General features: G+C 74.1%; 12 protein-coding genes. 2 read left to right on the top strand and 10 right to left on the bottom strand.

What is annotated here, in order from left to right:
* On the top strand, positions 1-1,090 hold a 1,090-nt coding region (locus tag AB0N76_RS36935; protein WP_363565009.1), incomplete at its 5' end, for a glycerophosphodiester phosphodiesterase.
* 71 nt (positions 1,091-1,161) lie between these two features.
* On the opposite strand, the gene AB0N76_RS36930 is transcribed toward AB0N76_RS36935, so the two are convergent.
* The 7 genes from AB0N76_RS36930 to map all read right to left on the bottom strand — a co-directional run bounded on the left by AB0N76_RS36930 (position 1,162) and on the right by map (position 10,112).
* Positions 1,162-3,525 (bottom strand): transglycosylase domain-containing protein, encoded by a 2,364-nt coding sequence (locus AB0N76_RS36930; RefSeq protein ID WP_363565007.1) that lies wholly within the window; start codon positions 3,523-3,525, stop codon positions 1,162-1,164.
* Between the two features lie 209 nt (positions 3,526-3,734).
* Entirely contained in the window at positions 3,735-4,865 is a 1,131-nt protein-coding gene (locus AB0N76_RS36925; RefSeq protein WP_363565005.1) for a hypothetical protein, read from the bottom strand.
* Positions 4,866-4,980: 115 nt separating this feature from the next.
* Positions 4,981-5,820, bottom strand: coding sequence for a universal stress protein (locus tag AB0N76_RS36920; protein ID WP_363565003.1), 840 nt, complete (start codon positions 5,818-5,820; stop codon positions 4,981-4,983).
* Positions 5,821-5,874: 54 nt separating this feature from the next.
* The gene (locus AB0N76_RS36915) at positions 5,875-6,834 is read right to left on the bottom strand and encodes a universal stress protein (RefSeq protein ID WP_363565001.1); all 960 of its coding nucleotides are present in this window, start codon (positions 6,832-6,834) and stop codon (positions 5,875-5,877) included.
* 73 nt (positions 6,835-6,907) lie between these two features.
* On the bottom strand, positions 6,908-7,966 hold the full coding sequence (locus AB0N76_RS36910; protein WP_363564999.1) for an aminotransferase class I/II-fold pyridoxal phosphate-dependent enzyme: 1,059 nt from the start codon (positions 7,964-7,966) through the stop codon (positions 6,908-6,910).
* Entirely contained in the window at positions 7,963-9,303 is a 1,341-nt protein-coding gene (locus AB0N76_RS36905; RefSeq protein ID WP_363564997.1) for a radical SAM protein, read from the bottom strand. The genes AB0N76_RS36910 and AB0N76_RS36905 overlap by 4 nt, the downstream gene beginning before the upstream one ends.
* A gap of 41 nt (positions 9,304-9,344) precedes the next feature.
* Positions 9,345-10,112: a type I methionyl aminopeptidase gene (gene map, locus AB0N76_RS36900; protein ID WP_363564995.1), complete on the bottom strand. Its 768-nt coding sequence runs from the start codon at positions 10,110-10,112 to the stop codon at positions 9,345-9,347.
* A 280-nt stretch (positions 10,113-10,392) separates the two neighbouring features.
* On the opposite strand from map, the gene AB0N76_RS36895 reads away from it, so the two are divergent.
* Positions 10,393-10,665 carry a helix-turn-helix transcriptional regulator gene (locus AB0N76_RS36895; protein WP_363564993.1) on the top strand — a complete coding sequence of 91 codons (273 nt, stop codon included), beginning with the start codon at positions 10,393-10,395 and terminating at the stop codon, positions 10,663-10,665.
* 48 nt (positions 10,666-10,713) lie between these two features.
* Here the strand turns inward: AB0N76_RS36895 and AB0N76_RS36890 are convergent, their stop codons facing one another.
* From AB0N76_RS36890 to AB0N76_RS36880, 3 genes are all read right to left on the bottom strand, one after another.
* Positions 10,714-11,484 (bottom strand): SDR family oxidoreductase, encoded by a 771-nt coding sequence (locus AB0N76_RS36890; protein ID WP_363564991.1) that lies wholly within the window; start codon positions 11,482-11,484, stop codon positions 10,714-10,716.
* A 110-nt stretch (positions 11,485-11,594) separates the two neighbouring features.
* Positions 11,595-12,185: a TetR family transcriptional regulator gene (locus tag AB0N76_RS36885; RefSeq protein ID WP_363564989.1), complete on the bottom strand. Its 591-nt coding sequence runs from the start codon at positions 12,183-12,185 to the stop codon at positions 11,595-11,597.
* Between the two features lie 119 nt (positions 12,186-12,304).
* Positions 12,305-13,828, bottom strand: a complete 1,524-nt coding sequence (locus AB0N76_RS36880) for a SulP family inorganic anion transporter (protein ID WP_363565011.1) — start codon at positions 13,826-13,828, stop codon at positions 12,305-12,307.
* Positions 13,829-13,926 lie beyond the last annotated feature (98 nt).

Raw genomic sequence — 13,926 nt, 5'->3', positions numbered from 1 at the left:
GCTCGTCGTCGGCGCCGGGCTGCTCGGCGCCCGGCCGCCGGTGCGCACCGGCACCGGCCTGGACCGCCTGCCGCACCCGCTGGTCATCGGCCACCGCGGCGCCCCCGGCTACCGCCCCGAGCACACCCTGGGCTCCTACGACCTGGCGCTGCAGCTCGGCGCGGACGTCATCGAGCCGGACCTCGTCCCCACCAAGGACGGCCACCTGGTGGTCCGGCACGAGAACAACATCGCGGAGACCACCGACGTCGCCGACCACCCGGAGTTCGCGGGCCGCAAGACCACCAAGACCATCGACGGCGCGGCCCAGACCGGCTGGTTCACCGAGGACTTCACGCTCGCCGAGCTGCGCACCCTGCGCGCCAAGGAGCGCCTGCCGCAGCAGCGCCAGCGCAACACCCTGTACGACGGCCGCTGGGCGATACCGACCTTCCGCGAGATGGCCGACTTCGCCCGCAAGCGCGGCCGCGAGCTGGGCCGCGACGTCTGGGTGTACCCGGAGACCAAGCACCCGAGCTACTTCCGCTCGATCGGCCTGCCGCTGGAGGAGCGCCTCGCGGACGAGCTGCGCCGCACCGGGCTGGCCGGGCGCAACGGCCGGGCGATCCTGCAGTCCTTCGAGCCGAGCAGCCTGCAGCGGCTGGCCAAGCTGGTCGACAACCCGCGGATCCAGCTGCTCAGCGGCCCGACCAGCCGCCCGTACGACTTCGTGCTGGCCGGAGACCCGCGCACGGTGGCCGACCTGGTGACGCCCGAGGGCCTGCGCTGGATCTCCTCCTTCGCGCACGGCATCGGCCCGACCACCCAGCTGATCGCCCCGGTCGACGCCACCGGCAAGCTCCAGCCGCCGACCACCCTGGTCCGGGACGCGCACGCGGCCAACCTGCTGCTGCACCCGTACACCGTGCGCAACGAGAACGGCTTCCTGCCGCTCGACTACCGCAAGGGCACCGACCCGAACGCGTACGGCGACGCGATCGGCTGGGCCAAGTACCTGTACGAGCTCGGCGTGGACGGCTTCTTCACCGACCAGACCGACACCTCGGTGCTGGCCCGCCAGGACTTCTGGGCGGCCAAGGGCGCGCGCTGACGTTTGTGACGCGAGGGGCCCCGGACCGATGGACGGTCCGGGGCCCCTCGCGTCACGGGACCGGCGGCGGGTCAGCCGTCGCTCGGGTCGTCGTCGGGGTGGGACTGCTGGGTGGGCTGGGCGGGCAGGCTCGGCGGGTTCGGCTTGGTGGTGCGCGGCGGACGGCCGGGCGCCGGGGTGCGCCCGCCGGGCCAGGTCGGCGCGGTGTCGGTGGCCGGACCGCCCGGTGTGCCCGACCCGCTCGGGCTGCCGCTGCCGCTCCCGCTCGCCGACGGGTCGCGCTTGACCGGGTTGGGGATGTAGACGGTCTGGAACTCCTTCTCCGGCATGCCCCGCACGGCGTCGTTCATGGCCATCTGCCAGATCGGGCCCGGGCCGGTGGCCCCGAAGACCTCCTCGAAGTACTTGCCGCCGATCCTGATGTTCTTCATCGGCACGCCGCCGGCCGGGCCGCCGAGCCAGACCGAGGTGGCCAGGTTGGCGGTGTAGCCGCTGAACCAGGCGGACTTCTTCTCGTCCGAGGTGCCGGTCTTGCCGGCGATCTGGCGGTCGTCGTCGAGGCCGAGGTCACGCGCGGTGCCGCCCTTCTCGGTCACCCCGAGCAGCACGGTGTTGAGGACGTCGGCGGTGTTCTCGGAGAGCACCCGGTCGCACTTGCTCGGCGTCACCGGGACGTCCTTGCCGTCCACCGTGGTGATCCGGCTGATGGCGACCGGCGTGCAGTAGGTGCCGCGGTTGGCGAAGGTCGCGTAGACGTTGGCCATCACCAGCGGGCTCACCTCCTGGGTGCCCAGGCCCAGGGCCGGCAGCTCCTGCAGCGGCTTGCCGCTCGCCTTGCCCGCCACGCCGAGCTTGTTGGCCATCTGCTTGACCGCGCAGAGGCCGATCTCCTGCTCCATCTGCACGAAGTAGGTGTTGACCGAGAGCGCCATCGCCTCCTTCAGCTCGTACGGGCCGACCTCGCCCGACGACTCGTTGGGGATGGCGCCGCCCTTCTTGCCCTTCTCCAGGTTCTTCCAGGTGCCGTCGCAGGTGCTCATCGTCGGCCAGTCCATCTTGTTCGGCGACGCGTAGGACTGGGTCGGCTGGAGCCCGGCCTCCAGGGCGGCGGCGGCCACGATCGGCTTGAAGTTGGAGCCCGGCTGGAAGCCGTTGCCGCCGCCCATCGCCGCGTCCACGTTGTAGTTGACGACGGTCTGGTTCTTGGCCGGCTCGATGCCGTACGGGCGGGTCTGGGCCATCGCGAGGATCCGGCCGGTGCCCGGCTCGACCATGGTGATCGCGGCCGAGACCTGGTCGGTGACGGCGACCTTGGCGGTCACCGCCTTCAGCGCGGCGGCCTGCTTGACCGGGTCGAGGGTGGTGTGGATGGAGAGCCCGCCCATGTCCCAGAGCTTCTTGCGCTCGGCGGCGGTCTTGCCGAACACCGGGTCCTGCTTGATCACGTGCTTGACGTAGTCGCAGAAGAAGCCCATGCCCGCGTCGGCCGTGATGCAGCCGTTCTGCGGCGCCCGGTAGTTGAGGGCGATCGGCCCCGCCTTGGCCTCCCGGGCCTGTTCGGCGGTGATGTGCTTGTTCTCCACCATCTTGTCGAGGACGGTGTCGCGGCGCTTGCGGGAGGCCTCCGGGTGCGCCTTGGGGTCGAACTGCGAGGGGTTCTGCACCACGCCCGCCAGGGTGGCCGCCTCGGGGAGGGTGAGGTCCTTGGTGTCCTTGCCGAAGTACCGCTGGGCGGCGGCCTGGATGCCGTAGGCCTGCTGCCCGTAGTAGGTGATGTTCAGGTAGTTGGTGAGGATCTGCTCCTTGGGGAGCTCCTCCTCCAGCTTGATCGCGTACTTCAGCTCCTGGATCTTGCGGCCCAGGGTCTTGCGCTGCGCCTCCTGGACGGCCGCGATGTCGTCGCCGGCCTTCTCCACGTTGACGTTCTTAACGTACTGCTGGGTCAGCGTCGAGGCGCCCTGGACGGCGGCGCCGCTCTCCGCGTTCTTGGTGACGGCCCGCAGGACACCCTTGAGGTCGACCGCGCCGTGCTCGTAGAAGCGGGCGTCCTCGATGTCCACCTGGGCCTGGCGTATCAGCGTGCCCATCTCCTCGGCGGTGATCACCCGCCGGTCGCGCTCGTAGACCTTGGCGATCTGCCGGCCCTGGGCGTCGTAGATCCAGCTGGCCTGGGTCAGCGGCGGGGTCTTCAGGTCGTCCGGGATGCTGTCGAACTCCTCCACGCCGCTCTTCACGCCGAGTCCGAGCGCGCCGGCGGCCGGCAGGGCGATGCCCGCGAGCAGGACGCCCGCGAGGGTGCTGTAACCGAGGAACTTCACACCGTGGCCGAGCAGGCCGAGGGGGGTCTCGCGGCGCCGGGGGCGCGGCACCCAGGTGTCGTGGGGCTCCGGGGAACCCGAGGCGTCCGAGGACGTGCGGCGGCTACGCGGTGACATAGTCGGAACACTACGTCCACGAAAACCGCCCGTGGGGCCGGTGTTGGCCAACCTTTGTCACAAAACAGCGACAGATCGGCGGGGTTCGGCGTGGCGGTGGAACCATCCGGACACCTGCCCCTTGTCGGACACGGCTCGTTCGCCCACACTTGATCGGATTCGATCAAGAACGGCGCGCGGGCACCGACAGGGCGGGCGAGCCGGCGGCCTCAGCCGGCGTCCTTCTTCCGCCGTAGCCCGAACACCGCGCCCGCGATGGCGAGCAGGAACACCACGCCGAGCACCTGGTCCCCGGTACCGCCCGAGGACGAGCCGCCCGCGCCGTTCGCGCCGCCCGTGCCGCCGCCGGCCGCCGGCGGGGCGGCGGCACCGGACTGGGACGGCGCGGCGGACGGGGTGGCGCTCGGCAGGGGTTCGACGGTGTCCGGAAGTTGACCGTCCTCCAGCGGCGAGCGCCAGACCGGGCTGTTTTTGCCCTCGCTGCCGAAGAGCACCGCCCGGCCGTCCGCGGTGAACGTGACCGACTCGCCCTGCTGCTGGAACGGCGTGGACAGCCGCCCGAGTTCGCTCGGCGCGCCGTCCTTCCAGCGGTAGAGGGTGGTGGCGAGGTAGCCGCGCAGGACCAGCCGGGTGCCGTCCGGCGAGAAGGCCCCGTCGGTGGTCCACGGGGCGTCGGCGATCCGGCGGAAGGTGTTGACCCCGGTCGGCGAGAGCTGCTCCGGCCCCTGGTAGAGGCCGCCGCCGCCCTGCTTCTTGCTGGCGATGTAGGCGCGGCCGGTCACCGGATGCACCATCAGCGCCTCGGCGTCGCGGGGGCCGTCCTCGTAGCGGACCTTGTAGCGGGTCGCCTCCACCGTCTGGTCGCGCAGTTCGGCGGGCTCCGCGAAGGCGTAGATCCAGACCTCGGGCCACTTGCCACCGAGGTTGTCGCCGATGTCGCCGAGGTACAGCCGCCCGTCGGGGCCGAGCGAGATCGCCTCGACGTCGCGCGGCGAGACGCCGCGCAGGGTGACGGTGGCGACGGTGCGGCCCTGGGAGTCGACGGCGTACACGTACGGGCCGTCGTCGCTGTCGTTGTGCGTCCAGTAGACGCCGGGATGGACCCGGCTGGCCGCGAGACCGCTGGACTCGGTGATCCGCGGGTCGCCGATGGTGAACGCCTGCCCGCCGGAGTCGGCCGCGCGGGCCGGCGGGGCGCCGACCGTCGCGGTGGCGCAGCCCGCGGCGAGCAGCGCGGCGGAGAGCCGGAGGCCGGACCGTCGGAGGGCCGCCCACCGGAGGCCCGGCCGCCGGGCGCCCGAGCGGGGGGCGGTGGCCGCCGTCGGCCTCTTCGTTCGCATCCTCAGCACCAGCCGATCCTCCCACGGCCGTCGGAGCGAGCCGGGATGGTCGGCAGCGGGGAGGGGCGGGCGGCGCCGGGCGGACGGGGGTGCCGTCCGGCGCCGCCCGCCCGGCTCAGTCGGCCGCCGCCGCGTCCTCGTGGCGGACGACCGCCACCGGGCAGTGGGCGTGCTGGATCATCGCCTGGCTGGTCGAACCGAGCAGCATGCCCGCGAACCCGCCCCGGCCGCGGGCCCCGACCACCAGCAGCTGCGCCTCCCGGCTCGCCTCGATCAGCGCCGGCCGGGGGTGCGCCTCCAGCACGCTGCTCCGCAGCTCGACCTCCGGGTACTTCTCCCGCCAGCCCGCCAGCGCCTCGGCGAGCACCCGTTCCTCCTGGTCCGGAAAGCCCGCGTGCGGGTGCCAGACGTGCAGGGCGGTCAGCCGGGCCCCGCGGACGGCGGCCTCGGCGAAGGCGAAGCCCCCCGCCTCGGCGCCCACGCCCGAACCGTCCACCGCCACCAGCACGTCCCCGCCCGGGTCCGGGCGGCCCCGGACGATCAGCACCGGGCAGGCGGCGTGCGCGGCCAGGTGGACCGCCACCGAGCCGATCAGCAGGGCGCCGAACCGGCCCAGACCGCGGCTGCCGACCACGGCCAGGCAGGACTCCCGCGAGCGGCGGGCCAGCACGCTCAGCGGCTCACCGGTGACCAGTTCGGTGTACACCTCCAGCCGCGGGTCCAGCGCCCGGGCCCGGTCGCGCGCGACCGCCAGCACCTCCTCCGCCTGCTGCCGCAGCCCGCCCTCGGCGGGGCCGTGCTTGGCCGGCCCGAGCGAGACGTGCATCAACGGCCAGATGAAGGCGTGCACGATCCGCAGGCCGCAGCCGCGCAGCCGGGCCTCCCGGACCGCGACGTCCACCGCCGCCAGGCTCGCCTCCGAGCCGTCGACGCCCACCAGAACCGGGTCGCTCATCGTCCGCCTCCTGTCGCGTTCCGCTTGCTCGTCGGCCTGGTGGGGCCGGGGTGGCTACCAGGCACGGTCCTCGCCGTCCTGCTCCTGCTGCCCCTGCTCCGGCTGCTGCTCCTGCTCCTGCCCGTGCTCCTTGGAGCGCTCGTACGGGACGACGGCGACCGGGCACGGCGCGTGGTGCAGTACCGCGTGGGCGACCGCCCCGACGTGGGCGCCCAGCGGCGACCGGCGGACCCGCCGCCCGACCACCAGCAGTTCGGCGTCCGCCGCGCGTTCCGCCAGCACCCGGGCCGGGCGCGCGTTCACGGCCTCCTCGACCACTGTCACCCCGGGGTGCTTGGCCCGCCACGGCTCCAGCACCCGGGCCAGCTCGTTCTCCGCGTAGGCCGACATCTCGCGGGAGACGTCCACGCCCGCCGCGATGCCCGCGTACTGGTAGGACGGCGGCAGCGTCCAGGCGTACACGGCGCGCACCGGGAGGCCGCGCCGGCCGGCGACCTCGAAGGCGTGGCCGAGCACCTCCTCGGCGCCGTCGTACGGGTCGACGCCCACCACCACCTCGCGCTCGGCGGCGGCCCGCTCGGCGTCGGACCTCTCGCCCCGGCGGACCAGGACCACCGGGCAGGCGGCCCGGGCGAGCACCCGGTGGCTCACCGAGCCGACCAGGAACCCGGTCACCACGCCCAGCCCGCGCGAGCCCAGCACCAGCAGCTCGGCCGGCGCCGCCTCCGCCTCGTCGAGCAGCGACCGCACGGCGTCGTGCGGCACCTGTACGGCCGACACCGCCAGCCCGGGGCGGCCCTCCCGGGCGCGGAGCTCGGCGTCGCGCAGCACCGCGACCGCCTGCTGCCGCGCCAGGTCCACCGCCGCGAGCACCGACAGCGGGGTGACCTGGCTCGGCCACGCGTGCACCATCCGCAGCGGCGCCCCGCGCCGCACCGCCTCGTCGGCGGCCCAGTCCAGCGCCGCGAGACTCTCCGGCGAACCATCCACACCGACCACGACGGACTCGGACATCCCAGCCTCCACCAGCTCGCACCAAGCGACCGGCCGGGACGACCTCCCGGCCACACCCCCACCCTCCCCTCCGCTACCTCCGTACCCCAGGGCCCAAGGTCCCCGCCACTCGGCCGACGGTCCCGCCCTCGAAGGGGTCGGCGAGGCTGGTCAGGATGGCGCCGGGCCAGTCGGTCGGGCCGAAGACGCCGGCCGGGAGGGCCAGCACACCGTACTCGTGCCGGAGCGTCTCCGCCGGGATCTCCACCGGGAAGAAGTAGTTGCCGGGAGAGGTCCGGCTCGCCCCGGGGATCGCGTCGAGCACCTCGGGCGGCAGACGGTCGAACAGCCGCCGGGCCCGGGCGTCCAGTTCGTCGGCGACCTGCCGGGGCAGGTCGCCGTGCTCGGTCAGCAGGTGATCGGCGAGCCGCAGCTGAGCGGGCGTCGGCGGGTCGGCCCGGAAGGCCTCGGCCAGTTCGGCCTGCTCCGGGCCCAGCAGGACCACGCCAAAGGTGCGCGGCCACAGCCAGCCCTTGGTGACCGAGTGCAGCAGCACCGCGCGGCCGGTGTCCAGCAGTCGCCGGGTACCGGCGGCGAACGGCGCGCCCAGGTCGTAGACGCTGTCGATCAGCAGGTGGCGGCGCGGGGAGGCGTCCAGCCACGCGACCAGCTCGTCGCACTCGGCCTCGGACAGGTACCGGCCGAGCGGCTTGCTGGGGTTGGCGAGCAGCAGGTACTCGGGCCGGTCGTCGGCCGGTGAGCCCGCCGGCGGGCTCGGCAGGACCGGCGCCGGCAGCGTCGGGTAGGACCCGGGCGCGAGACCCGCGGCGCGGGCCAGCTCGAAGTACACCGGGTACACGTCGGCGGGCAGCCACAGCCGCGCCCGTACGGCCCGCAGCCGGTGGAACACCAGGCCGAGCCCGTGCCGGACCCCTCGGCTGATCATGGCGCGGCGGGACCACTCCTCCGGCAGCTCGAACCGCCGCAGCCAGGCCCGGGCGAGGTCGCACCGGTACACCGTGCCCGGGTCGGCCAGCGGCTCCGGCCGCAGCGCGGCGAGCGCCCGGTAGAGGTTGGTCTCCGCCGCGTCCAGCAGCGACGGGGTGGCGCGGAGCTGCCGCTGCCGGAGTTCCCGGAAGTCCTCGAACCTCATGCCGGCACACCTTCCGGGACGATCTCGCTGGCCCGGTCCTCCAGGGAGGCGTAGCAGCGTCCGTCGGCCAGGACGTTCCAGCTGCGGGCGATCCCGTGGGTGCGTTCCCAGAGCAGGCTGGGTTCGGTGTAGGCGGCGATCCGGATCGGCCGGCCGTCCCAGCTGCCCCGGTAGACCGGCGAGCCCCAGGGCAGACGGCTCGCCGGTTCGAAGCCGTGCTGCTCGGCGAAGCGGGTGACGACGGCCAGCGGGACCTGGTGCTCCCGGCTCCAGACGTTGGCGGCGCGGTCGAAGTAGAGCGACTCGGTGCTGGTGGAGACGTAGAGCTCCTTGAAGCAGACCTCCTCGACGCCCAGGGCCGCGGCCCACGAGAGGTAGCCGGCGACCCCGGCCGGATCGGCCACCCCACCGCGCTGGAGCACGCATATCAGCCGCAGCCGCAGCCCCGGCCAGCGGTCCCGCTCCGCGCGCCAGCTGTCGACCACCGCGCCCACCGGCGTGCGCAGCGACATCAGCCGCTCGTTGACGGCGTCGTCCTGGTGGTGCCGGGAGACCGCCAGCACGCTCAGGCCCGCCGCGCCCAGAGCGGCCAGTCGGCCCGCGCGGTCGGTGTGCTCACCCTTCGCCAGGGTGTGGGCGTTGGTGATCAGGACGACCTTCGGGAAGGCCGCCGCGCAGGCGGACACCAGTCGCAGCTGTTGGTCGAACGGGAGGAGGGTGGGTTCTCCGCCGCCGGTGATCACCGCGCGTTCGGCGCCCGCCGCCCGGGCGCGCTCCAGCCAGGGGCCGACCGTGTGCCACGGGACCGGTGCCGGCGCCTGGTCGCTGGAGATCGAGGCCGCGGAGAAGCAGAACGAGCACCGCGCCTGGCAGGCGGAGGCGACCGGCAGCAGGGAGATCGAGCGCGGCCGCAGGTCGGCGTAGCGCCGCTCGGCCGACTCGTGCAGGCGCAGGGAGGCGGCCATCGCGTCCTCGACGGTGGTCGGGCGCAGGGTGAACCCGTCGCCCGACCGGTCGAGTTCGTGGACGTCCGACAACCGGATGCGGGACTCGTGGAGCTCCATGCCGAGGCCGGTCGACGCGTTGGGCACCAGTTCGCCGGGGTCCACCGCGGTCTCCAGCACCAGCAACCGGTCCCCCGGGATGGCCAGCCGGTCCAGCAGGCGGCTCGCCTTGGCGATGCCGATGCCGAGTTCCGCCCGGGTCAGCAGGTGGAACCGGTCGGGGAAGGTGCTCTCCGGGATCCCCGCCTTGCCGTAGGCGAACGCGTACTTGTCGAAGCCCCTCGCGAAGTTCGACAGCACGATGACGTGGAAGCGCTGGTCGCTGCATCTCATCCCGTCATCATGCACGGCGGGTGGGGGCTCGAAGACCGGCGCTACGGGAGGGTGAGGATCCGGGGGCCGTCCTCGGTGATGGCGACGGTGTGTTCGAGGTGGGTGGCACGGGAGCCGTCGGCGGTGCGGAGGGTCCAGCCGTCGGGGTCGGTGGTGTGGTGGTCGGTGCCGCCGGCGATGAGCATGGGTTCGATGGCGAGGACGAGGCCCGGCTTCAGCGGGAAGCCGCGGCCGGGGCGGCCCTCGTTGGGGAGGTGCGGGTCCTCGTGCATGCGGCGGCCGATGCCGTGGCCGCCGAAGCCCTCGGGGAGGCCGCAGCGGGCGCGGCGGGCGACGGTGCCGATGGCGTGCGCGATGTCGCCGGTGCGGTTGCCGACCACGGCCGCCGCGATGCCCGCTTCGAGGGCCTGCCGGGTGGTGGCGATCAGCTCGGTGTCCTCGGGCCGGGCGGTGCCGACGGTGAAGGTGACGGCCGCGTCGCCGGCCCAGCCGTCCAGGACGGCGCCGAAGTCGATGCTCACCAGGTCGCCGTCGCGCAGCCGGTAGCGGGTCGGGATGCCGTGCACCACGGCGTCGTTGACGGAGGCGCAGATCACGGCGGGGAAGGGCACCGGGGCGAAGGCCGGCCGGTAGCCGAGGAACGGCGAGCTCGCCCCGGCCCCGCGCAGCACCTCCCGGGCGACTTCGTCCAATTCCAGCAGGCTCACCCCGACGCCGGCGGCCCGTTCCATCTCCGCCAGCGCCGTGCCGACCACGCGTCCGGCCTCCCGCATCGCCGCCAGTGCCGCATCCGACTTGAGCTCCACCATGTGACCCCTCCGAGCCTTGCTCCAATTCTTATACCGGTATTTCTATCACGGTCGGGAGTGGGTAACGGACAGGAGGGGGCGCCTGCGGGGACGGGCGGCGGGCGCGAGGAGGGGCAGGCCGGCGCAGAGAACAGCCGACGCGGGCGGGCGCGGCGTGGGGCCCGAGGCGGGGGCGAGGGGCGGACGGCAGCGGGCGAGGCGGCGCGGAGCGGGCAGCCGCCCGGGGTGGGATCCGCAGAGGTGGCGGAGCAAGGCACCGGGCTGGCCTACGATCGGGGGCATGGTGAGGACTCCACTGACCCCCCTGGAACGCGAGCGCGGCGAGCGCTTCGGTGCGCTGCTGCGCGAGGCCCGGGGCGAACGCAGCATGGTCGAGGTGGCGGCGGCGGCCGGGGTGTCCGCCGAGACGCTGCGCAAGATCGAGACCGGCCGCGCCCCCACGCCCGCCTTCTTCACCGTCGCCGCCCTCGCCTACGCCCTCGGACTCTCGCTGGACGAGCTCGCCACCGCGTGCGCTCCCCCCGCCGAGGACGCCGAGGCGCTCTCCGCCTGAGAGAGCGCCCCGGCGGCGATCGGCCGATCGGCGGCGGTCAGGGGCGGCTCAGGCGGTGATGCCGCCGTCGAGGACGAGGTCGGCGCCGACGGTGAAGGCGGACTCGGCCGAGGCGAGGTGCAGGACGGCGGCCGCGACCTCCTCGACCGCGCCCACGCGGCCCACCGGGACGTCGCCCTTCATCCGGTCCGCCTTGTCGGCCGCGCTCTCGCCGGGGCGGGAGGACATCGTGGTGTCGATCGGGCCCGGGCTGACCATGTTGATCCGCACGCCGTCGGCGATGTGGTCGCGGGCGGCGCTGCGGGTGAGGGTGTCGACGGCGGCCTTGGAGACGGCGTAGGCGCCGAGGCCCTCCATCCGCATGTGGGTGCCCAGGGTGGAGGCGATGTTGACGATGGCACCGCCGCCGTTGGCCCGCTGATGGGCGATCTGGTGCTTCATGGCGAGCCAGGTGCCGGTGAGGTTGATGTCGAGCACCCGCCGCCACTCCTCCTCCGGCACGTCCGCGACCGCGCCGACACCGCCGAGCACGCCGGCGTTGTTGACCGCGACGTCGAGGCCGCCGAGGTGCTCCACGGTCTCCCGGACCAGCCGGGCGGCGTCCGCCGCGTCGGCGACCGAGCCGACCAGGGCGACGGCGGTGCCGCCCTCCTGCTCGACGAGGGCGACGGTCTCGTCGAGCGCGCCCGCCGTCCGGCCGGCGACCGCCACCCGGGCACCCTCGCGGGCGAAGGCGAGTGCGACGGCGCGGCCGATGCCGCTGCCCGCGCCGGTGACCAGGACGGACTTGCCGGCGAAACGGGTGGTGCTGCGGGTCATGCGGGGCTCCTCGATCGCGGGTCTAAATTGACCATTCGGTTCAGTATCGGGACAGAGAAATTCAGTATCGGGACAGAAAAAGCCGAGGGAGGAACCCCCTCGGGGTCGGATCAGTCGAGCAGGGCGAGCGCCTGGTCGGCGGCGTCGCGCAGGCGGGCCGGGCCGCCGCCGGCCTTGCCGATCACCCGCATGCCCTGGAACAGCACCAGCAGCATCCGGGCCAGCGCCCGCGGGTCGCGCCCCTCGGACAGCTCGCCCTGGGCCTGGGCCCGGACCAGCGCACTCGCCAGCACCGTCTCCAGGTGCAGCAGACTGGCCTCCACCCGGCGGGCCGCGCCCTGGTCGTGCGGGGCCAGTTCGACCGCGGTGTTGGTGACGAAGCAGCCGCGCGGCGAACCGCTCTCGCAGTCCGCGGCGGACTCGCCGGCGAACCGGCAGACCAGTGCGCGGACGGCCGGCAGCACCGGCCCGGGCTGCGACAGCTCGGCCAGCAGCGCCGGATCCTGCTGCGCGCCGTACCGCTCCAGCGCGCGCAGGTAGAGTTCCCGCTTGCTGCCGAAGGTGGCGTAGATACTGGCGCGGGCGATCCCGAGGTGCTCGACCAGGTCCGCCATCGAGGTGGCCTCGTAGCCGCGGCACCAGAACAGCTCAAGAGCCGACTGGAGCGCCGCGTCGGGATCGAATTCCTTGGTCCGCGCCATGCCTGAACCGTATGCCTTTCCGGATCGATCGGTCAAGAAAGAAAGCGAGGGGCCGATCCCCGCACGGTGGAGCGGGGACCGGCCCGAGCATGACGGCCCGAGCGTGACGGGACGCGCCGTCAGACCACCGTGGGCAGCGGCGGTTCGACCGCGAGCGGGGCGGAGCTGCGGGCCCGGTGCTGGTCGGCCCAGGCGGTCAGGGCGACCGTACAGGCGTGGTCGAGGTGGCGCAGCCCGGACCAGTCCAGTTCGACCGGCCGGTCCGCCGGGAGGCGTTCGAGGGTGTCGAGCAGCCGGGGCAGCCGCAGGAAGGTGGCGTTGCCGCTCAGCCGCACCCGCAGCGGCGGTTCCTCACCGAGGCCGGCACCGTCGGCGACCGGCCGCTCCTCCACCCCGATCTGCAGGTGGGAGGTCTGCCAGGCGGACTTGACCACGGCCAGGCCGACGCCGATCAGCACCCCCTGGAACAGGTCGGTGGTGATGATCGAGCCGGCGGTCACGGCGAGCACCACCGCCTCGCCCCGGTGGTCGCGGCAGAGCGCGACGATCCGCCGGACCGGGACGAGCTTGGCGCCCGCGTGGACCAGGACGGCGGCCAGCGCGGTGAGCGGGATGAGGCCGAGCGCGCCCGGCAGGAGTGCCGTGAACAGCAGCAGCCAGCAGCCGTGCAGCACGCGCGAGGCCTTGCTGCGGGCGCCGGCCTGGACGTTGGCGGCGCTGCGGACGATCACGGCGGTCATCGGGAGCGCCCCGAGCAGGCCGCAGAGGGTGTTGCCGACGCCCTGGGCGGTGAGTTCGCGGTCGTAGTCGGTGCGCGGGCCGTGGTGCATCCGGTCGACGGCGGCGGCGCTGAACAGGGTCTCGGCGGAGGCGATCAGGGTGAAGGCGAGGACGGTGCCGAGGCCGGCCGTGGTGGCGAGGGCGCCGAGCGCGTCCAGGTCGGGCAGTTGGACGACGCCCAGCAGGCCGGACACCCGGACCCGGGCCACCGGCAGGTCGGCGGCGGCGGTGACGGCGGCGGCCAGGCCGACGGCGCCCAGCGGGGCGGGCACCGAGCGGGCGAGCCGGGGCGGCAGGTACTTCCAGGCGACCAGCACCAGCAGGGTGGCCACCCCGAGCGCGACCGCGCTGGGGTTGGCGGCACCGGTGACCGCGTCGTGGAGCAGCCGGGGCAGTCCGGCGATCTTCTCCGGTCCGGTCCCGGGGGCCCGGCGGTCGGCGAGCGCGTACAGCTGGCCGAAGAGCAGGACGAGGCCGATGCCGGCCAGCATGCCGTGCACCACCGAGGCCGACATGGCGCGGAACCAGCGGCCCAACCGGAGTGCGCCCATGGCGAGTTGGAGCAGTCCGGTGATCAGCACCAGGACGCCGAGGGCGCCCGCGCCGTACTCCTGGACGGCCTCGTAGACGAGCACGGTCAGGCCGGCGGCCGGACCGCTCACCTGGAGGCTGCTGCCGGGCAGGGCGCCGACCACCAGGCCGCCGACGATGCCGGTGACCAGGCCGATCTCGGCGGGGACGCCGGAGGCGACGGCGATGCCGACGCAGAGCGGGAGGGCGACCAGGAACACCACCAGCGAGGCGGGCAGGTCGTAGCGCCAGGGGACGGCGCGCAGGGCGGCCGCCGGGCTGCGGTGGCGCAGGACGCGGCGGGGGCGGGCGCGGCGGTGGTGGCGGCCGGTGTGGGGGCGGCGAGTGCCGGTGCCGCGGACGCGGTGAGGAGGGTCATGGCCAGTGCCGC

This window comes from Kitasatospora sp. NPDC093806, from assembly GCF_040683335.1.
In the GTDB taxonomy this organism is placed as follows: Bacteria; Actinomycetota; Actinomycetes; order Streptomycetales; family Streptomycetaceae; genus Kitasatospora.
Note: the sequence above shows the minus strand (reverse complement) of the source record. Positions and strands in the feature narration are given on the sequence as shown.

Excerpts from the sequence above, each read along its gene's own strand:
- AB0N76_RS36930 (WP_363565007.1), bottom strand. The coding sequence starts at position 3,525 with ATGTCACCGCGTAGCCGCCGCACGTCCTCGGACGCCTCGGGTTCCCCG.
- AB0N76_RS36925 (WP_363565005.1), bottom strand. The coding sequence starts at position 4,865 with ATGCGAACGAAGAGGCCGACGGCGGCCACCGCCCCCCGCTCGGGCGCC.
- AB0N76_RS36920 (WP_363565003.1), bottom strand. The coding sequence starts at position 5,820 with ATGAGCGACCCGGTTCTGGTGGGCGTCGACGGCTCGGAGGCGAGCCTG.
- AB0N76_RS36915 (WP_363565001.1), bottom strand. The coding sequence starts at position 6,834 with ATGTCCGAGTCCGTCGTGGTCGGTGTGGATGGTTCGCCGGAGAGTCTC.
- AB0N76_RS36910 (WP_363564999.1), bottom strand. The coding sequence starts at position 7,966 with ATGAGGTTCGAGGACTTCCGGGAACTCCGGCAGCGGCAGCTCCGCGCC.
- AB0N76_RS36905 (WP_363564997.1), bottom strand. The coding sequence starts at position 9,303 with ATGAGATGCAGCGACCAGCGCTTCCACGTCATCGTGCTGTCGAACTTC.
- map (WP_363564995.1), bottom strand. The coding sequence starts at position 10,112 with ATGGTGGAGCTCAAGTCGGATGCGGCACTGGCGGCGATGCGGGAGGCC.
- AB0N76_RS36895 (WP_363564993.1), top strand. The coding sequence starts at position 10,393 with ATGGTGAGGACTCCACTGACCCCCCTGGAACGCGAGCGCGGCGAGCGC.
- AB0N76_RS36890 (WP_363564991.1), bottom strand. The coding sequence starts at position 11,484 with ATGACCCGCAGCACCACCCGTTTCGCCGGCAAGTCCGTCCTGGTCACC.
- AB0N76_RS36885 (WP_363564989.1), bottom strand. The coding sequence starts at position 12,185 with ATGGCGCGGACCAAGGAATTCGATCCCGACGCGGCGCTCCAGTCGGCT.